Origin of the sequence: Streptomyces griseus (assembly GCF_900460065.1) — a bacterium.
Classification (GTDB): Bacteria; Actinomycetota; Actinomycetes; order Streptomycetales; family Streptomycetaceae; genus Streptomyces; species Streptomyces griseus.
In genome coordinates this window covers 60,404-80,159 of the sequence record NZ_UAVD01000006.1, presented here as the reverse complement: position 1 = coordinate 80,159, position 19,756 = coordinate 60,404, and the positions used below count along the sequence as shown (strand labels likewise).

The 19,756-nt window shown below is 69.8% G+C and carries 15 protein-coding genes; 8 read left to right on the top strand and 7 right to left on the bottom strand.

Going from position 1 to position 19,756, the window contains the following annotated elements:
* Positions 1 to 466 precede the first annotated feature (466 nt).
* The 3 genes from DTB53_RS03495 (at position 467) to DTB53_RS03485 (ending at position 6,894) form a co-directional block, all read left to right on the top strand.
* The gene (locus DTB53_RS03495) at positions 467 to 3,304 is read left to right on the top strand and encodes a PQQ-dependent sugar dehydrogenase (protein WP_042495400.1); all 2,838 of its coding nucleotides are present in this window, start codon (positions 467 to 469) and stop codon (positions 3,302 to 3,304) included.
* Positions 3,301 to 5,058: a ThuA domain-containing protein gene (locus DTB53_RS03490; RefSeq protein WP_012377739.1), complete on the top strand. Its 1,758-nt coding sequence runs from the start codon at positions 3,301 to 3,303 to the stop codon at positions 5,056 to 5,058. The genes DTB53_RS03495 and DTB53_RS03490 overlap by 4 nt, the downstream gene beginning before the upstream one ends.
* Before the next feature lie 942 nt (positions 5,059 to 6,000).
* Positions 6,001 to 6,894 (top strand): S1 family peptidase, encoded by an 894-nt coding sequence (locus tag DTB53_RS03485; protein ID WP_003964236.1) that lies wholly within the window; start codon positions 6,001 to 6,003, stop codon positions 6,892 to 6,894.
* A gap of 271 nt (positions 6,895 to 7,165) precedes the next feature.
* Here DTB53_RS03485 and DTB53_RS03480 read toward each other — a convergent pair whose 3' ends face one another.
* Complete coding sequence (locus tag DTB53_RS03480; protein ID WP_012377740.1) at positions 7,166 to 8,506, bottom strand: GH1 family beta-glucosidase; 1,341 nt, start codon at positions 8,504 to 8,506, stop codon at positions 7,166 to 7,168.
* Between the two features lie 61 nt (positions 8,507 to 8,567).
* On the opposite strand from DTB53_RS03480, the gene DTB53_RS03475 reads away from it, so the two are divergent.
* On the top strand, positions 8,568 to 9,209 hold the full coding sequence (locus DTB53_RS03475; protein WP_003964238.1) for a TetR/AcrR family transcriptional regulator: 642 nt from the start codon (positions 8,568 to 8,570) through the stop codon (positions 9,207 to 9,209).
* A gap of 5 nt (positions 9,210 to 9,214) precedes the next feature.
* Here DTB53_RS03475 and DTB53_RS03470 read toward each other — a convergent pair whose 3' ends face one another.
* From DTB53_RS03470 to DTB53_RS03460, 3 genes are all read right to left on the bottom strand, one after another.
* Positions 9,215 to 10,504, bottom strand: a complete 1,290-nt coding sequence (locus tag DTB53_RS03470; RefSeq protein WP_012377741.1) for an MFS transporter — start codon at positions 10,502 to 10,504, stop codon at positions 9,215 to 9,217.
* Positions 10,505 to 10,574: 70 nt separating this feature from the next.
* Positions 10,575 to 10,898, bottom strand: coding sequence for a hypothetical protein (locus tag DTB53_RS03465; RefSeq protein WP_042495403.1), 324 nt, complete (start codon positions 10,896 to 10,898; stop codon positions 10,575 to 10,577).
* A gap of 125 nt (positions 10,899 to 11,023) precedes the next feature.
* A complete protein-coding gene (locus tag DTB53_RS03460) occupies positions 11,024 to 13,093 on the bottom strand; it encodes a discoidin domain-containing protein (RefSeq protein WP_012377743.1) in 2,070 nt (689 codons plus the stop codon).
* Positions 13,094 to 13,394: 301 nt separating this feature from the next.
* Between DTB53_RS03460 and DTB53_RS03455 the strand changes: the two genes are divergently transcribed.
* From DTB53_RS03455 to DTB53_RS03445, 3 genes are all read left to right on the top strand, one after another.
* A complete protein-coding gene (locus DTB53_RS03455; RefSeq protein WP_003964241.1) occupies positions 13,395 to 13,856 on the top strand; it encodes an SUKH-4 family immunity protein in 462 nt (153 codons plus the stop codon).
* Between the two features lie 237 nt (positions 13,857 to 14,093).
* Positions 14,094 to 15,110 (top strand): ArsR/SmtB family transcription factor, encoded by a 1,017-nt coding sequence (locus DTB53_RS03450; protein ID WP_012377745.1) that lies wholly within the window; start codon positions 14,094 to 14,096, stop codon positions 15,108 to 15,110.
* A gap of 174 nt (positions 15,111 to 15,284) precedes the next feature.
* On the top strand, positions 15,285 to 15,692 hold the full coding sequence (locus tag DTB53_RS03445) for a hypothetical protein (protein WP_012377746.1): 408 nt from the start codon (positions 15,285 to 15,287) through the stop codon (positions 15,690 to 15,692).
* Between the two features lie 246 nt (positions 15,693 to 15,938).
* Here DTB53_RS03445 and DTB53_RS03440 read toward each other — a convergent pair whose 3' ends face one another.
* On the bottom strand, positions 15,939 to 16,604 hold the full coding sequence (locus tag DTB53_RS03440; protein WP_012377747.1) for a nitroreductase: 666 nt from the start codon (positions 16,602 to 16,604) through the stop codon (positions 15,939 to 15,941).
* Positions 16,605 to 17,050: 446 nt separating this feature from the next.
* Between DTB53_RS03440 and DTB53_RS03435 the strand changes: the two genes are divergently transcribed.
* Positions 17,051 to 17,725: a hypothetical protein gene (locus DTB53_RS03435; protein WP_012377748.1), complete on the top strand. Its 675-nt coding sequence runs from the start codon at positions 17,051 to 17,053 to the stop codon at positions 17,723 to 17,725.
* A 374-nt stretch (positions 17,726 to 18,099) separates the two neighbouring features.
* On the opposite strand, the gene DTB53_RS03430 is transcribed toward DTB53_RS03435, so the two are convergent.
* Both DTB53_RS03430 and DTB53_RS03425 read right to left on the bottom strand, forming a co-directional pair.
* Complete coding sequence (locus tag DTB53_RS03430) at positions 18,100 to 18,924, bottom strand: hypothetical protein (RefSeq protein WP_012377749.1); 825 nt, start codon at positions 18,922 to 18,924, stop codon at positions 18,100 to 18,102.
* 315 nt (positions 18,925 to 19,239) lie between these two features.
* Entirely contained in the window at positions 19,240 to 19,689 is a 450-nt protein-coding gene (locus DTB53_RS03425; protein WP_012377751.1) for an SRPBCC family protein, read from the bottom strand.
* Positions 19,690 to 19,756: the final 67 nt, after the last annotated feature.

Sequence of the window (19,756 nt, the reverse complement as noted above, 5' to 3'; positions counted from 1 at the left end):
CGAAATGAAGCGATCAGGGGATCCCGGCGGGGAGCGGTGTTCAACAGTTGGTGCTGACGATTTAAGGAGCGCCCCGAAGGCCCGTCAAGGTGTTCGTCTGGACCAATTCCCCTCACCGCAGGTCAGGCCGGTTTGCCCACCACGGTACGCGGGCGGCCCCACGGCCGGCGACGGCTCCGGGGCCGACGCCGGCTCCCGGACCCATGGCTTCGGGATCCACCGCACCGGCATCGTCTGCCGGGGCTCGACCGGAAGCCCAACCAGCGGCTTTGTCCCCCCAGTAGAGAAAGTTGACGCCGGGTACGTCAAAGGGCTTTCTGGTCGGCGGAAAAGCCATTACCTTCCTGCTCTGTACCGAACGGCAGAGGACCGGGTGCCCCTTCCTCCCCTCGGGGGCCCATGTCCGCGGCGCGACGGCGCGCGCCTGTGCTCCAGATCTCACCCCGTCATCACACGGAGGATGCGCGTGCACAGGAGACTCACCCGACCCCTCGCGGCGCTCGCCTGCGCCCTGCTCGCCGCCGCGGGTTCCCTGACCGCCCAGCAGAGACCCGCCGCGGCGGCTCCCGAACCCGTGGCAAGCGCCGCGGCCGACGAGTTCCAGCAGGTCACCCTCGCCAAGGGGGTGGCCGAGACCGGCGAGCCCATGACCCTCGCCGTCCTGCCCGACCGGTCCGTCCTGCACACCTCACGGGACGGCACCCTCCGCCTCACCGACGCGGCCGGCGCCACCAAGGTCGCCGGAAAACTGGACGTCTACTCGCATGACGAGGAGGGCCTCCAGGGCGTGGGCGTGGACCCCGGGTTCACCGCCAACCGCTTCGTCTACCTCTACTACGCACCGAAGCTGACCACCCCCGCCGGTGACGCTCCTGCCACCGGATCCGCGACGGACTTCGCTCCCTTCGACGGAGTCAACCGGCTGTCACGGTTCTCGCTCAGGACCGACGGCACACTCGACATGGCCAGCGAGAAGAAGGTCCTCGACGTCCCCGCGAGCCGCGGTCTGTGCTGCCACGTCGGCGGTGACATCGACTTCGACGCCCAAGGCAACCTGTACCTCTCCACCGGCGACGACAGCAACCCCTTCGCGTCCGACGGCTACACCCCCATCGACGAGCGTGCCAACCGCAACCCCGCGTACGACGCCCAGCGTTCCTCCGGCAACACCAACGACCTGCGCGGCAAGGTGCTGCGGATCAAGGTCGGCGCCGACGGGAGCTACACCGTCCCGTCCGGCAACCTCTTCGCGCCCGGAACCGCGAGGACCAGGCCGGAGATCTACGCCATGGGCTTCCGCAACCCCTTCCGGATGAGCGTCGACAAGCCCACCGGCACCGTCTACCTCGGCGACTACGGCCCCGACGCGGGCACGGCGAACGCGGGACGCGGACCCGCCGGACAGGTCGAGTTCAACCGGATCACCAAGGCCGGCAACTACGGCTGGCCCTACTGCGTCGGCAACAACAGCCCCTACGTGGACTACAACTTCGCCACCTCCACATCGGGCGCCGCCTTCTCCTGCACCGCACCGAAGAACACCTCGCCGAACAACACCGGCCTGACCGACCTGCCCCCGGCCCAGCCCGCCTGGATACCGTACGACGGTGGCTCCGTCCCCGAATTCGGCGGCGGCTCCGAGTCACCCATGGGCGGGCCCGTCTACCGCTACGACCCGGCCTCCACCTCCACGGTCAAGTTCCCGCAGAGCTTCGACGGCGACTACTTCGCCGGCGAGTTCGGCCGCCGGTGGATCAAGCGCATCGAGCAGGGCTCCGACGGCGCCGTGCAGTCGATCAACGCGTTCCCCTGGCAGGGCACCCAGGTCATGGACATGGCCTTCGGCCCGGACGGCGCGCTGTACGTCCTCGACTACGGCACCGGCTACTTCAACGGGGACGCCAACAGCGCGGTCTACCGCATCGAGTACGTCACCGACGGCCGCGCCCCGCTCGCCAAGGCCACCGCCAACCGCACCTCGGGCCAGGCGCCCCTCGCGGTGGCGTTCTCCTCGGCCGGGACCTCGGACCCCGACGGCGACCCGCTCACGTACGCCTGGAAGTTCGGTGACGGGGCCACCTCCACCGCCGCGAACCCCTCGCACACCTACACCGCCAACGGCCGCTACACCGCCGAACTGACCGTCTCCGACGGCACCGGCAAGACCGCGACCGCCTCCGTCGTCATCACCGTCGGCAACACCGCGCCCACCGTCACCCTGAACCTGCCCGCCGACGGCTCCATCATCGACCCGGGCGCCGCCGTACCCTTCACGGTCACCGTCACCGACCCCGAGGACGGCACGATCGACTGCTCGAAGGTGAAGGTCACCTTCATCATCGGCCACGACAGCCACGGCCACCCGCAGACCTCCGCCACCGGCTGCTCCGGCACCGTGCAGACCATCGCCGACGGAGAGCACGACCCCAACGCGAACATCTTCGGCGTCTGGGACGCCGAGTACACCGACAAGGGGGCAGGCGGGCAGCCCGCCCTGACCACGCACGACCAGAACGTCAGCCAGGGCAGCAAGCGGCAGGCCGAGCACTTCGGCGGCTCCGCCGGCGTCCAGATCGTCGACAAGGCCACGGCGAACGGCGGCAGGACGGTCGGCTACATCGACAACAACGACTGGATCTCCTTCACGCCCTACATCCTCGGCAACGCCACCAAGCTGACCGCCCGGGTCTCCTCCGGCGGCGCGGGAGGCACGCTGGAGGTACGGGCCGGCTCACCCACCGGCACCCTGCTCGGCTCGGCCGCGGTCCCCGTCACCGGCGGCTGGGACACCTTCCGGGACGTGAGCACGGACCTGACCAACCGTCCGGCGGGCACCACGACCCTGTACCTCGTCTTCAAGGGCGGCAGCGGCTCCCTCTTCGACCTGGACGACTTCACCTTCACCACGGGCCAGTCCACCCCGGCCGGCCGTGACCTCAAGGGCATCGGCGGCAAGTGCGCGGAGGCCGCGGGCGGAGCGAGCGCCGACGGCACACAGATCCAGCTGTGGACCTGCAACGGGAGCGCCGCGCAGAAGTGGACGGCCGGCACGGACGACACATACCGGGCGCTCGGCAAGTGCCTGGACATCAGCGGTGCCGGTACGGCCGACGGCACGAAGATCCAGCTGTACGGGTGCAACGGCACGGGCGCCCAGAAATGGGTGGCACAGGCCGACGGAACGGTGAAGAACCCGGCGTCCGGCAAATGCCTGGACGCTTCCGGAGCCGCCTCGGCGGACGGCACCAAGCTCCACCTGTGGACCTGCCACACCGGCGCCAACCAGAAGTGGACCCTGACATGAGCCGACGACTCACCCGTCTCGCCGGCTGGGCCGCCTGCGGCCTGCTCGGCGCAGCCGTCCTGCCAGCGGCGGTCTCCACCGCCGCCGAACCGGCCCCGGCCGCCCCCGTCCGCGCGGCGGTGGTCGCCGCCGACCCCGCGTACGACGTGCTGGTCTTCTCCAAGACCGCCGGCTTTCGCCACTCCTCCATCGACGAGGGCATCACCGCCCTGCGCCAGCTGGGCACCGCCAACAACTTCACCGTCACCGCGACGGAGGACGCCACCGCCTTCACCCCCGCCAATCTCAGCGGTTACGAGGCCGTCGTCTTCCTCTCCACCACCGGAGACGTCCTCAACACCGCCCAGCAGACCGCCTTCGAGGGATACATCCGGTCGGGCGGCGGCTATGTCGGCATCCACGCGGCGGCCGACACCGAGTACGACTGGACCTGGTACAGCGGCCTGGCCGGCGCCCTGTTCAAGTCCCACCCGCACATCCAGCCGGCCACCGTGAAGGTGGAGGACCGCGCGCACGACGCCACCGCCCACCTCGGCTCCACCTGGCAGCGGACCGACGAGTGGTACGACTACCGCACCAACCCCCGCACGTCGGCCCACGTCCTGGCCTCGCTCGACGAGTCCACCTACAGCGGCGGCACCATGGGCGGCGACCACCCCATCGCCTGGTGCAAGGACTACGAGGGAGGGCGCGCCTTCTACACCGGCGGCGGCCACACCGAGGACTCCTACGCCGACCCCGTCTTCCGCCGTCATCTGCTCGGCGGCATCCGCTGGGCCGCGGAGACGACGGAGGCCGACTGCCGCCCGGAGACCGGCTACACCACCCTGTTCGGCACCTCCGGGACCACCGGCTGGAAGCAGGCCGGTCCGGGCTCCTTCACCAACGCCGACAACACCCTGACCTCCCGGGGCGGCCTCGGCCTGTTCTGGTACCAGGCGAAGGAGTACAGGTCCTACTCCCTGAAGCTCGACTGGCGCCAGGCAGGTGACGACAACTCCGGTGTCTTCGTGGGCTTCCCGGCCTCCGACGATCCGTGGTCGGCCGTCGACAACGGGTACGAGATCCAGATCGACGCCACCGACACCCCCGACCGCACCACCGGCTCCGTCTACGGGTTCAAGTCCGCCGACCTGGCGGCCCGGGACGCGGCCCTCAACCCGCCGGGCGAGTGGAACACGTACGAGATCCGGGTCGAGGGCGAGCACCTCCAGATCTTCCTCAACGGCCGCAAGATCAACGACTTCACCAACACCGACCCCGCCCGCAGTCTCCAGCAGGGGCACATCGGCCTGCAGAACCACGGCGAGGGCGACGACGTGTCCTTCCGCAACATCCGCGTCAAGGAGCTCGGCGGCACGACCGGCCCCCGGGAAGGGGCTGTCACCGGCATCGGCGGCAAGTGCGTCGACGTGGCGGGCGGGTCGAGCGCCGACGGCACACAGATCCAGCTGTGGACCTGCAACCGGACGGCCCGCCAGAACTGGACGGTCGGTACGGACGACACGCTGCGGGCGCTCGGCAAGTGCCTGGACGTCAGCGGCGCGGGAACGGCCGACGGCACGAAGATCCAGCTGTACGGGTGCAACGGCACGGGCGCCCAGAAATGGGTGGCACAGGCCGACGGAACGGTGAAGAACCCGGCGTCCGGCAAGTGCCTGGACGCGTCAGGGGTCTCCTCGGCGGACGGCACCAGGCTCCACCTGTGGACCTGCCACACCGGTGCCAACCAGAAGTGGGCGCTCCCCGGCTGAGCGGCCCTCTCGACTCCGGGGCCGCCGCGGGAGGCGGTGGCTCCGGGACCGGCCGCCACACGGGGCCGGTGACGGCGGCGGGGCGCAACGCCGAAACGCACCGCCGCCGTTCGTCGACCGCCGGGTTCAGCACAGCGGCGAAGGTGGCGACGCCGTGCGCACTGAGGCGATGCCGTGTCCGCTGAGCGGTGCCACCGCCCCGGCACCGTACGACCGCCGGCCGCTCCGAGGCCTGCGGACGGGTCGGTGAGCGGCAGTCCGGGCCGATCGATCGCGGAGGGTCGAAGGCCCGCGCGGAGTCGCGTCGGCCTTGCCTCGCACGCCTGAAAGGCCGTCACCGTGGACCGGCTACACACGCCGAACCGGTCCACAAGAGAGCGTCTCCGGACGCATTCGGGCCGTCGATGCCCCTTCTTCCCAGGCGGAAGCACGTATTCAGCCAGCCCGAAAAGGTAGCAAGTACGCCATTCATCACCATGGCTCCCCGATCACCTTGCCGGGAAGCCGGCGATCAACGCTCCTTCGATGGTTCATGCACGCTGCCCGCGAGACCCCGCGCGAGGGATGGAATCCTGAGCATTCAAGGCGTAACCGACGGTAACGCTATGCAAAGGAATGACAAAATCGGCTCGCTCCGCGAGCCGCCGCGGCCAGGTGCCACACCTGAGCACGACGCCCACCCGATGAATTTTTACGCATCCGCACCAAATTTTCCTTTGGGGTCAATTGATCGAGATGGATCAGGTCTACCCCCACTCGTCGACCCCCATCTCATTCCGGGCTCGCGGGCGCGAATCCGGCCTTGCGTCAGGGACGGTCCCCGTCAACGATTCCAGCGTGCAACTTGGCAGGTTCACGCCCACTCCCACTGGGTGAGAACCTCGCGCACCAACGGCCCCACCTCACCCGACCGGGCCGTCCCCCCATACCTCGGAGGATCTCGTGACCTTCAAGCGCTTCTCGCCGCTCAGCAGCACGTCAAGATATGCACGGCTCCTCGCCGTGGCCTCCGGCCTGGTGGCCGCCGCGGCCCTGGCCACCCCCTCGGCCGTCGCCGCTCCCGAGGCGGAGTCCAAGGCCACCGTTTCGCAGCTCGCCGACGCCAGCTCCGCCATCCTCGCCGCTGATGTGGCGGGCACCGCCTGGTACACGGAGGCGAGCACGGGCAAGATCGTCCTCACCGCCGACAGCACCGTGTCGAAGGCCGAACTGGCCAAGGTCAGCAACGCGCTGGCGGGCTCCAAGGCGAAACTGACGGTCAAGCGCGCCGAGGGCAAGTTCACCCCGCTGATCGCGGGCGGCGAGGCCATCACCACCGGTGGCAGCCGCTGTTCGCTCGGCTTCAACGTGTCGGTCAACGGCGTCGCCCACGCGCTCACCGCCGGCCACTGCACCAACATCAGCGCCAGCTGGTCCATCGGCACGCGCACCGGAACCAGCTTCCCGAACAACGACTACGGCATCATCCGCCACTCGAACCCGGCGGCGGCCGACGGCCGGGTCTACCTGTACAACGGCTCCTACCAGGACATCACGACGGCGGGCAACGCCTTTGTGGGGCAGGCCGTCCAGCGCAGCGGCAGCACCACCGGGCTGCGCAGCGGCTCGGTCACCGGCCTCAACGCCACGGTCAACTACGGTTCCAGCGGGATCGTGTACGGCATGATCCAGACCAACGTCTGTGCCGAGCCCGGTGACAGTGGAGGCTCGCTCTTCGCGGGCAGCACCGCTCTGGGTCTCACCTCCGGCGGCAGTGGCAACTGCCGGACCGGCGGCACCACGTTCTACCAGCCCGTCACCGAGGCGCTGAGCGCCTACGGGGCAACGGTCCTGTAGCCGGTGCCACCGGGGCTTCGGGCTGACCGCCGACCGGCCGCCCGAAGCCCCGCGCGACGCCCCACCCCGGCGGACCGTGCTCGCGCGCGGTCCGCCCTCGCCGTGCCACGAACCCCACCGTCCTTTCCCCGTCAGGCGCCTGCCGCTCGACCCGCATCGCGAAGTTGCCGAGAGTGGCCGGCTCGCACCGGCACTGCTGAAGTCCTGCCCTCGCCCCACGGTCCGGTTCGCGCCCGCCCGGACGCGGACCCGCGCCTGGGGAAGCCCTCACTCAACCCCGTTGCGCGCGGATGAGGTCGCGATACCAGGCGAAGGAGGCCTTCGGGGTGCGGACCTGTGTCTCGTGGTCGACATGGACCAGGCCGAAGCGCTGGTGGTAGCCCTCGGCCCATTCGAAGTTGTCGAGGAGGGTCCAGATGAAGTAGCCGCGTACGTCCACACCCTGGGCGACCGCGGTGTCGACGGCCTGGAGGTGGGTTTCCACGTAGTCGATGCGGTCCGGGTCGAGGATCTTTCCGTCAGGGGTGAGGACGTCTTCGGCCGAGCAGCCGTTCTCCGTGATGTAGAGGGGCGGCAGGGCGGTGGGGTAGCGGTGCTTGAGGGTGACGAGGAGTTCTCGTAGGCCGTCGGGGACCACCGGCCAGTCGAAGGCGGTGCGGCGGTAGCCCTCGATGGGGGCCTCCTCGAAAGGAAGACCGTCGGGAGCCGCCGGCGCCTGGACGCGGGTGGGGTTGTAGTAGTTGATGCCCAGGGCGTCCAGGGGGGCCGAGATGAGGTCCAGGTCGCCGTCCTGGATCCAGGCGTCGAGGGCGGTCTCCGCGCCGAAGGCCGTCAGATCGGGGTACGTGCCTTCGAGGAGCGGGTCGGTGAAGAGACGGTTGTGCAGGTTGTCGTAGGCCTGCGCGGCGGCATGGTCGGCCCGGGTGTCGGAGGCGGGCCAGACCGGGGTGCAGTTGTTGGAGAGCATCACCCGCAGGCCGCGGCCGCGCAGCTCCCGCAGCGCCAGGCCGTGGCCGAGCAGTTGGTGGTGGGCGACCGGCAGGCAGTCCAGGAACAGGGTGCGGCCCGGTGCGTGGGTGCCCAGTCCGTAGCCCCAGACCATGTGGATGAACGGTTCGTTGAGCGTGATCCAGGTGCGGACGCGGTCGCCGAGCCGGTCGGCCGTGATCGCGGCGTACTCGGCGAAGCGGTGCGCGGTGTCGCGGTTCAGCCAGCCTCCCTCGTCCTCGAGGGCTTGCGGGAGGTCCCAGTGGAAGAGAGTGGGGACGGGTTCGATGCCGCGGGCCAGCAGGCCGTCGACCAAGCGGTCGTAGAAGTCCAGGCCCTTGGTGTTGGCCGCGCCGCTGCCGGAGGGCTGGATGCGCGGCCAGGCGATGGAGAAGCGGTAGCCGGTGAGGCCCGCCTCGGCCATCAGATCGAGGTCCTGCTCGTACCGGTGGTAGTGATCGCAGGCCGCCTCGCCGGTGTGCCCGTCACGGATCGCGCCAGGGCGGGCGGTGAAGGTGTCCCAGATCGACGGTCCGCGACCGTCCTCCCGGGTGGCGCCCTCGACCTGGTACGACGCCGTCGAGGCGCCCCAGACGAAGTCCGCGGGCAGATGGTTCAGTGTCACGCGCAACCCCCTCAAACATGAGTAGTGCTCATGTTAATGGGTTCGATGGGATGATGGAAGCGTGAACCAAGACCGCACCACAGGGACGCGCCGTCGGCTGCCGGTCCAGAAGCGCAGCCTCGAACGCTTCGAAAGGCTTCTGGACGCTTGCGCCGAACTCCTCGACGAGGTCGGCTACTCCGCGCTGACGACCAAGGAGGTGGCGCGCCGGGCCGGAGTGCCGATCGGCACGCTCTACCAGTTCTTCTCCGACCGGGAGGGGCTGGTCGGCGCGTTGGCCACACGCAACCTGGAGTCCTTCCTGGGGCGGGTCACCGAGCGCCTTGAGCGCGAGGCGCCCGACGGGATCGCGGGCCTGGTGGAGGTGACCGTCGACGAGTTCGTGGCCATGCGGCGCACGATCACCGGGTTCGGTGTGGTCGACTTCGGCGCGGCGGGCCAGGACCACACCCTGGAGCCGGGCCGGGACAACAACAGCGCGGTCGCCGGACGGCTGCGCGCGCTGACCGCCTCCCTGACCGGCGTCGAGGACGACACCGAGCTGGAGCTCGCCCTGCGCGTGGCCCTGGAGTGCGCGGACGGCGTGCTGCAACTGGCCTTCCGCACGCATCCGAAGGGCGACCCCCAGCTCATCGCCGAGTGCAAGCGGGTCCTCAACAGCTACTTGAACGGTCGGCTTCGGATGGCGAGCCCCCGTCGGTAAGGCTGTCAGCGAATGGACTTGACCTTCCAGACCAGGAGGGCGCCGAGCGCCGACACGGCCCCCGAGCACAGGAACAGCGAGCTGTAGCCGCCCGGGCCTTCGAGCACGAGCGAGGCGATCGGGGGGACGAGCACGTACGGCAGGGACGTCATCAGGTTGGCGAGGGCCATGTCCTTGCCGCGGTCCGTCGACGCCAGGAGCACCTCGGTGACCAGGGCGGTGTCGACAGCCAGGTAGACGCCGTAGCCGAGCCCCAGGACGACGGCCGCGATGAGCGTCATGGTCCATGTGGGTGACAGGGCCAGCGGCACCGCGGCGACGGCCATCGTCAGGCCGCCGAGGAAGACCAGCATGCGTCGCTTGCCGAGCCGGTCGGAGAGCCGGCCGCTGAGGACGACGGTGGAGACCGTGGCCACGCTGTTCACCCCGATCACGATGAGCAGGCCGTCCTCGGTGGACCGACCGGGGAACAGGCGCTCGTAGTGCAGGACGTCGCCCAGGAAGTACGGCAGGTAGAGGGTGCCCATGCCGTAGCCGAGGCCCATGATGAAGCGGGAGCCCATCGCCCAGACGAAGTCGGGGTGGGCGCGCGGGCTGATCCGGTAGCCGTCCAGGAAGGCGCGCGCCGAGAACGGCTCGCGGTGCGCTCGGGAAAGCGGCGGGTCCTTCATCGTGAGCGCGAACAGCAGGATGAGCAGCGGTAGTCCGGATATCAGCGCGTACTGGGCGGGGAAGCCCGTGACCAGGCCGATCAGCAGGCCGCCCGCGATCAGGGCGCCCGCCTGCGGGACCATCGCCCAGCCGAGGACCGCACCGCGCTGGGTGACCGGTACCTGGTCGGGCACCACCGGGGAGAGGCCGGCGCCGATGACCATGAACGAGGCGGACAGGACGAGGGAGCCGAGCGCGAGGCCGGCGACCGTCGTCTGGAGGCCGGTGAGGACCAGCGTGGCCACGCAGACCAGCGAGCCCGCGAGCAGCCACGGGCGGCGGCGGCCGAGCCGGCCGGTGGTGCGGTCGCTGAGCGCGCCGGCAAGGGGCGCGATGACGATGCCCGAGATCGCGCCCATCATGCTGACCCAGGCGTAGCTGCCGACTTTACCTGCCGGGTCGATCTGTGCGATCTGCTCGGGCATCAGGAAGGTGGTCGGCACGTGCATCGGGATGAACACCCCGGCGTTGGCCAGGACATACAGGGCGACCCAGCCGCGACCGACCCGGCGGACGGGCTCGGCGAGGGCCTCGGAGCGCTCCGGAGACCCGGCGGGCTCGCGCTGCTCGGGGGCCGTTCTCATAGGGGCAGTCTCCTGAGGTGGACGAGTTCGCTCGTCCGGTCGAAGGGCGGCAGCGGCAAAAGGCCGTGGCTCAAGGTCGCCGCCGAAGCCAAGGGCGCCGGCCATCGAGACGTGGAAGCGGTAGCGGATCGACGTCGCGCCGGCGGTGTGGCTGTTCGGGCCACGGCGCCCCGAAGCGCAGGCTGCCTTCGACCGCGAACTCCTCTCCCCCCGGGTCGTCGCCGCCGGGGTCCTCGGCGGGCAGGTCGCCCGCGACGGCGACGGCCTGTTCCCGGCTCAGCGGACGGCCCCAGCGCACGTGCCGGGGGACGTCGTCGGCGTCGAGGCGGAAGGCGTAGGAGGTGCCGGGTGTGCGGAGCAGCCGGAGGCGGGCCGCTGGGTCGTGAGCGATCACGCGCGTCCTTGGAGGCGAGGGCCGGCCGGTCCTCGAAGGCGAGTGCACCGGGCGGGTCGGGCAGGGGTCGCCGCAACCGGCCGGATCGCGTACGGGCGCTGACCCGGCCGGCCTTCTGTGCCGCGTCAGCCGGCGGCGTGGACGCCGACCTCGCGCAGCGAGTAGCCCCACTGGGTACCGCGCTTCAGCCCTGTCACGCGTACGTAGCGTGCCTGGGCCGCGGTGAAGCGGGCCGTGTCCAGACCTCCGTCACCGACGTCGGTGGACCACACCGTCCGCCAGTTGGAGCCGTCGTCCGACAGGTCGACGCGGTACGACTTCGCATACGCCTCCTCCCAGTCGAGGGTGACGCGCCCGACCGGCTTCGCCGATCCGAGGTCGATCCGCAGCCACTGGTCGTCCTTCCACTCACTGGCCCAGCGGGTGCCCGTGTCGCCGTCCACCGCCCGGTGGGCCTTGAAGTCCTCGAAGGGGTTCCACCACTGCGCGGAGGACGCCGTGGCAGACGCGCCCCTGGCGACGTTCTCCCCGGGCTCGTAGCTCTCGGAACCGGCCCAGGTGCGCAGGTAGGACTCGGCGCCCGTGAACATCTCGTCGACGACCTTCTGGCCGCCGACCCTCCGGATGTCCTCGATCCAGTCCGGAACCATGCCGTAGTGCGCGCCACCGGCGGTGTTGAAGTCCCACGTGCGCGATCCGGTGGTCAGTTCGTCGACGACCGAGCCGCCGTCCGTACTGCGGAAGGGGTACGTCACCGGGTTCGGGGCGTCCGCGCCGCGCGGGGCCGGCCAGCCGCCGACGCCGTTCATGTCGGTGCCGTAGCCGTAGCCCACCTTGTACTTCTCGCGCAGCGCCCGCGTGCGCTCGGCCTCCTTGACGAACCCCTCGGAGGCGCCCATGTACTGTGCGGCGAACCCGCCGAGCTTGTACAGGCGTTCGGTCCAGCCCAGGTCCATCCAGCTGTGCGAGGAGATGGCGCCCGGGTACGACTCGGACTCCAGGATGTCGAATGCCTGGCCTGCGGCCTTGACGCTCATGTGGTCGAGCTCCAGCATCATGCCGCGTTTCATCATGCCGCGCATCGCGTACGCGCCCAGGTCGGTCAGCCCGCGGGTGTTGCACTGGGCGTCCGAACCGTACGAGGGGACGTCCACGCCCTGCGGAAGCCGCTTCTCCGCCTCCGGCGCGGCCGCGTTGCCGATGGGGTTGTCGTGCTGCGGTCCACGGCAGGTCTCCGTCTTCCAGAACGTGCCCGTCGACAGGAACTGGCCCACGTTGATGGCCGTGCCGAGGGCACCGGAGTCGTAGCGCACACCGCACAGGGCGTTGTCGAACTTGTGGCACAGGAACATGCTGCTGACGCCCAGTTCCTTCAGTTCGTCCAGGCCCCTGTCGATGTCCTCCTTGCCGCACTGCGCTACGTCCAGGATCTGCTTGCAGCCGAACGGCTCGGAGGTCTCCACGCCCAGGACGACGGCCAACTTGCCCTGCTCGACGATCCGCCGGGCCTGCGCGCTGCTGGTGACGATGCGGAAGAAGCCCTTGCCCGGGCCGCCGTACATCGTGTCGATGTAGTCCTGCATCTCGTACGTCTTCTTCGCCTCGAGACGGATGGCGTCCATCTCGTCGCAGCCGCGGTCCTTGAAGAAGTACACGGAGCAGATCACGCCGTTGGTGACCAGGTCGTTGACCAGCACGCGCTGGCCGCCGCGCCAGGCCCGCTCGATCCAGGCGTAGTAGTTCTGCTGGTGGGTCAGCGAGTCATGGGCGGGCCAGTCCTTGAACGTGGGCCATCCGACGGGGTCGTGCCTGCCGTCGCCGCCCTTGGTGATCATGTCGAAGACGGCGAGGGAGCCGTCGGGATAGTGCTCGGGGCAGTCTTTGAGCGCGTCGGCCACGCCCCGTTCCGAGTACGGCTTTCCGCAGATCAGCCGTCCTCCGAAGCCCTCGTTGGACATGATGTGGTCGTGGGCGTCGACGAAGCCCCGGACGCGCCCCTGGGCGTCGGTGCCTTGGAAGGGCTCGCCGGTGACACCGATCTGCGCGTCGGGAGCGGGCCGTGCCGACGGCTCCCACCAGTTGGACTGCGCCGCGGAGTCGGGCACCGGCCCGAGAACCAGGGCCAGCACGGCGAGCAGCAACGACGCGACCGTGACGGAACCGAGTCTGCGCCGCAAGGGTTGAACGATGACCATCGCGCGCTCCTTAAATGTGAGCCTGGCTCATATTCCGCTCTCAAGGTAGGGACGCGAGGCCGCGACGCCAAGACCCTGGCGGGGAGGAGACCGAGGTTCCCGGTATCGAGGTACGGCCACAACGGGACGAAGCGGGGTACGGGCGAGTGGCGGAACGTTTCACTGCCTCGGCGATCAGCGACAGGGCCCGCGGCATCCTGGTGGGACCGGGCCACGCCCCCGCCCCCGCCCCCAACAGGTGCCGTGACCGCACAGGTTCACCGGCTTGGTGAAGCTTCCGCGGGCGGGCTATGTTCTCGGCATGAACGACGCTGAAGCCGCCTCGCTCCTGGCCGGATGTGCTCGCTTCCCGTACCCCGGGGCGTGGCAGGACTCCCCCTTCGCGGGACGCACGGTCGGCGGTGCGCGGTACGCCGTGGTCGCGGTCGACCCGGGGCTGAGCGTGCTCGGTCTGCGGCGTGATGACGGCTCGCTGTGGTGTCTGCCGGAGGATGGCGCCCCTCGACTGGTGAACTCCAGCGTCGAGGCGTTCGTAGCCTTCAACCGTGCCTACGAGGAGGCCGCCGCCGAGGCCGCCGCCTACGAGGGGCCTGGTGACGGTCTGGACGAGGACGAGGCCGTGGACCTGGCCGAGGAGGCCGCCGACGCGCTCACGGAAGCGTTGCTGGAACGATTCGGGATGCTTGACGCCGAGGCGGTCGCCGACGAGAACTCCTTCTGGCACATCGGGGCCGAGGAGCTCGGCTACGGCATGAGTGTGTGACCACGCGGAGCATCGGGGCACCAGGCTGCTCAAGCCGCGCGATCACGAGGGGGCGTCGGTCCCGGCGGACGCGCCTTTCGCGGCGGACGCGGGCGCGCGCCCGGCGCAGCTCACGCTCAGGCGGCACCCGACGTCCGCATGGCATCACATGTGACCGAAGTGCGGCTGGCCTTCATATGTCCACCCCTGTCACGTTTATCTCACCAGGGGCACGGCACAGCGGGGGCGGGGCCATCGATGACGAAGCGCATCCACTTCACGGCGGAGGACCTCGCACGGACCAGGGTGACCGACACGCTCGGTGTGGCGGCCGAGACCCTGGACGCCATTGCACGGCTGCGGAAGGGAAGGACTCCGGCCTTCCAGCGCTGGCGCACCTCGGTGGGCAGGGAACCGGGCGGGCGTCTGCGGGCCCAGGCGGGCCCCTTGCTCGCCTTGATGCCGCCGCACGGACCTCAGATCGATATGGCCGGCCTCACCGGGGGCACCACCTGCATCGACGAGGCGGTGGACAACCTGCTGGCTGCTCCACGCGCGCTGACGCGCCTCGAAGTGGAGTACCTCGACGTGCGTCCAGCTCACCGGATGTGGGCCCAGACCCTGGCCGGCGGCGACCGTGAGGCCCGTCTCCAACTGGCCGGAGCGCTGCGGGCCTGCCACCGGGTGGCCATCGCCCCGTACTGGCAGCAGATGCGCTTGGACCTCGACACGGCCCGGGCGGGTTATGCGCGCACGATGGCCGCGGGCGGTATCGAACGGCTGTTGGAAACCCTGTGCGACCCGCTGGTGCGCTGGCGGCCTCCTGTACTCGAGGTACGTCATCCTCGCGACGCGGACATCCACCTGCGGGGGCGGGGGCTCGTCATCGCACCGACCGTTTTCTCGTCGCAGCAGGCAGAGGTTCTGCAGAACCTCGTGGACCAGGAGCAACCTCCGGTCCTGGCCCTGCCCACGGTCGGTGAGGGGACGGACGGCTCCGCACACTGGCTGACCGAGGAAGCGGCCGAGCGCTCGCTCGATGACCTGCTGGGGCGCACCAGGGCCGCCGTGCTCGCAGCCGCGGCCGACGGTTGCAGCACGACGGAACTGGCACGCCGTCTCGGCATCTCGCTCGCGACGGCCAGCGAGCACGCGGGCGTGCTGCGCAGGGCCGCCCTGATATCCACCCGCCGGGACGGCAAGGCGGTCCTGCACACGACCACGCACCTGGGCGCCGCGCTGTTGGCCTCCGTCAGCCGTGGTTTCGGGCCCTGACGAAAGGATTGCCGCCTCCTGCCGGCCACGAGGAACGTTGCCGTCGCAGCCATCCGGAGCAGCGGCGCGGGCGGGCCGAGGGGCGCGTCTGGCGTCCGCGGTGAGAGCGACCCCGCTCCACGGGTTCGTCCATCCCGTATCCGGCTCCGCCCGCAGCCCCCACCAGGAGGAAACGTGTCCGTACGCAAGAAGACAGCCCTGGCTCTCGCAGCCGTCACCCTGACCACGGGTCTGGCCACCGGGGCAGGCGCCGCCACCGCAGCCCCCGCCTCCGCCTCCGCCTCCGCCTCCGCCTCCGGGCAGCGCGCCGCCGTCGAGTGCGGTGTCCGCGCCGACGGCAAACTGTGGTGCGGCAACCGCGTCGGTGCCAAGGGCTATGAGCACCGCACGTACAGGTCAGGGGTCAGGGGCTCGCTGACCTCGAGCTTCAGTTGGTTCGTCTGCTGGGGCCCCGGCGACAACCATGCCGGCGGGAACAACATCTGGTACTGGACGCTGCTCGACAACGGTCAGTGGGGCAACGTCCCGGCCGTGGACGTTCACACTCCCTCCGACCCCTGGGGGAACCTGCGTCAGTGCTGACGCGGCGCTGCCAGGGACGGGCCGCCCCCTCTCCACGGGAAGGCGGCCCGTCCGCGCGTCGTCGGGGCGTCGACCTGCCAGGCGTCTCACCGGCCGCCGTCGTCCGCATATCTCCGATCGCGGCGGCGGAACGGCGGCGCTCGGACAGCGCGAGACCGCGTGGTCCGAGCCGCTCAGAGGGGGCAGGTGGCCTCGGGGGCGTCGACGCGGAGGCTCCCGGGGCCGACGCCGGACGGACACTTCGGGTCACCCTCCGATGAAGCTCACTGTTTCTGCCATGCCGGCCCGCCCGGTACGCAGCCGCGGCACGCCCTCCTTCTCGTATCCCACCGAGACGCCGCAGAACAGCACGAGCCCGTCATCGGCTCCGACGATCCGGCTGACGGTCGTGCGGTACATCGTCCACATCACCTGAGGGCAGCTGTGCAGTCCTTCCGCCCGCAGTAACAGCATGACCGTCTGCAAGTGCATCCCCGCGTCCCCCCACTGCCCGGGCCCCATCGTCCGGTCGAGGTAGCAGAACAGTACGACCGGCGCCCCGAACGCCTCCGCGTTCAAGGCGGCGATCTTGCGGGGCCGCTCGGGATCCGCGCGCTCGATACCCAGCGCCTCGTACCGCTGGGCGGCAGCGGTGGAAAAGCGGTCCTCGTACGGCGAGGTCAGTTCGGCCGGGTACATCGGATACTCCCGTTCATCCCCCGGGTCTCCCGCCCGTGCCCGGGCCGTTGCGCGCCTCTTCAGCTCGGCCAGGGGCTCGCCGGTCACGACGTACACATGCCACGGCTGGAGGTTTCCGCTCGACGGGGCCCGCGTCGCCGCGGCCAGCACGCGTTCGAGTATCTCTTTGGATACCGGCTTGTCACTGAATGCCCGCACCGCCCGGCGACTGTCCACAGCTTCATACACATCCACGTCCGGCCTTCCCCTCGATCGACGACAACACCTCTCTACCGCCTTCAGCAGGCGCAACAAGCAACAGGAGATCCGGTTCCGCACTTCGGATCCGTGCCGGGCGACCGTGCTGTTCTTCGGCCTGTCGATGCGATCGGCCGCTGCCGTGCTCCACGGTGGCCGGTGGTGCCGTCCTCGTTGGATGGGTGGCGTGGTGGTGCCGACCGAGCCGGCCTGCAACACTCCTTGAGTTCGGCGTAATTGGCGGATATGGCCCTGTTTCGAGAGCCGCGGACGGTGCACGATGTGCGGGCACCCCCGGGACACGGCGAGCCGGGAGGCTCCGGCCGACGGAGCGAGTCGCATCCCGCCCACTTCTGGTTTCCCACGAATCGCCGGTATCCACCGCGTGATTCCGCTGACCTGAGGACATGGCCTTCATGAATTTAGCGCACCGTCTCAGCGTGATGACCGCGGCCGTCGCCGCGCTCGCCCTGGCTCTCGTCAACCCGGCATCCGCCGCCGCCCCGGCCCCGTCCGAGCAGGTGGCCGCTTCCGTCGGACCGGTACAGCTCTACATCGGGGGCCTGGGAAGCGGCCCGTACAACGTCGCGGTTCAGTCGGCCGTCGGCACCGCGATGGACAACGCCGTGTCCAAGGGGTTCGACCCCGCTCGGTGCAACCTGGTCAAGGGCCCCACGGTCGTCAACCAGCTCCCGAACGGATATGTGCAGGTGGCGGTCGAGTATCTCTGTGCGGGAGATCCGTACGTTCCCGGGCCCACCTTCGTCCTGAACCGCTACCACAAGAGCTCCGACACCCAGAGCAACAGCTGGTACCACCCCAACGGCTACCAGCTTCAGGGCCCGCTCGGTTCGCTGTACACCTATGCGGCCGCGGGCACCACGCCGTTGTACCTCTGCCAGGTGAGGGGCGACCACTTCACCAGCACCGACGTCGCCTGTGAGGGCCAGCAGTATGTGACGCGTCTCGGTTGGCTCTACACCACCCAGCCGGCTGGAGTTGCCACGGTTCCCCTGTTCCGATGCCTGCGGAACGAGAACCGCCAGATCTTCGACTCCATCCAGTCGAACTGTGAAGGCCAGATCCACGGAGGCCCGCTGGGGTACACCCTGGCCTGAGCCGGGCCCGATCGCGCCCTCCCGCACTTCCCGGATCTCTCCGCGCGAGCGGAGGTGAGCCACCGCGGGTCACCTCCGCCGAGATCACGTCACGTGCGGATGAAGATCCGGTTCAGCTCATCGCGACCGCTACGCCGAAACGGTCCGGCGTAGCGGTCGCGGACGCGCTGGACGCGGCCCGGCTGCTGCGGCGGCCCGTCGGCCGGCGCCGGCTGAACCGCGGGAGCGCCGGGTCGAGATCAGACGGGCCGGATCTCGACGGAGAACGGCCTGGCGGGAGAGCCCAGGGGGGGGAAGTCCCGGTTCGGCTGATCGGCACGGAACCGCGCCACCGACGGGACGCCGGTCTCCATGAGGATCCGGCCACCCGAGATCTATGCCGCCGCTTGCTGTCCCGGCACCGACGCGACGACGACGGACTGTGGTGCTGCGGGCGGCGGTTGCGGCCCGGTGGCCATGGCCTGGACGAGGGCGGAGAGGATCTCGCCCCGTTGCTCTTGCGAGAGGTCCCCGTCGGCTACGAGGCGTTCGGCGGCGAGGTAGCGGGAGAGTTCGAGGGGCTGGTCGAAGTAGGACCGAAGGTGGGTGGCCGCGGCTTCTTGGGAGCGGATGAACGTCTTGGCGACGTATCCGGCGAGAGCTGCGGACACGGCGCCGAGGCCGCCGGCGACGATCGCCACGGCAGTCGTGCTCGCCCAGAGGGCGATGCCCGCGAAGAGGATCAGAAGCAGGAACCCTGCGACCATGGCTCTCTGGGCGTTGCGGAACGAGGTCTCCGCCTGGCTGGTCGCGATGCGGTGGTAGAGGTCGAGGCGGGCATGGGTCGCTTCCCAGAGTTCGGGCAGCCCCAGAAGTCTTCGCCGGTAGGATGCCTCGTCAGCCGCGGTGCCACCGTGTTCGTCAGCTCGCGCGTGGGGAACCGGAGTGCCGGTTTCGAAGGAGTGGGTACCGCGGAGGGCATCGGCGAGGGCGAACTCCGCTTGGGCCAGTCGTTGCCGGCTTTCGCCTTCCGCTCGGTCGGTGCGCTCGGGTCGGAAGTATGCGATCAAGAAGGCAGTCAGCGCGAGGCTGCCCACGATCGCGGCGACAGCGACCGGGCTCGTGGGTGCTGGAAGGATTCTGGCGATTTCCTCACTGACCTCGGAGACGAGGATCGGTAGGGCGAGGAAGATCGCGAGGGGCACGCCGATGGAGACCACGCGCTGAGTTGTGGGTTTCCATCGCCTTTGCGCTGGTGTGCTGGGTGGCTCAGGCTGATTGCTGGGCGGCATGGATCAAGAGCATGCCCGGCACGGGCCAGGGCGTCCACCGGTTCCTCCGAACCGGCCCTTCGCGCCTGCTGGGTGCCCCTCTCCCGATCGGGGCCGGCGCGGTCGGCAAATCGTCCGCTGTCAGTGCACCGTTTCTCTCCCGCCCGGCGGGAAGGTCGGCGTACGTGCTGCTGGTCGTGCCGTACGAGCCGTGCTCGCGGTGCGGCACCGAGGGGCGCCGCACCGCGGACGGGCGAAAATTGATCAGTTGGTGCCCCGCCAGGCCCCCGTCGCGTTGCCCCGGGCTTCGATGAACTCCTTGAAGTTCTTCAGGTCGCTCTTGGCCTGCCGGCGGACGAAGCCGAGCTTGTCCCCCACCGTGTCGGCGATCCCCTGAGGATCGTGGTCGAGCTGGAGCATGACCTTGGTGTGCGTGTCGTCCAGGCGGTGGAAGGTGACCACACCTGCCTGACGGACCTCGCCCGCCACCGTGGTCCAGGCCACCCGCTCGTCGGGGATCTGCTCGGTGATCTCCGCGTCGAACTCCCGCCCCACACCGTCTACCTTGGTCACCCAGTGCGTCAGGGTGGGCGTGCGCTGCTCGATGCGCTGCACGCCCTCCATGAACTTGGGGAACTCCTCGAACTGCGTCCACTGGTCGTAGACCGTACGCACCGGAACGGCGACCTCGACGGACTCCTCGATCTTCGACATGCTCACTCCCTGTGCCGATAGGACTCGGATGGTTACGCACCGCCGCGTACCCGGATCGATCCGTCCG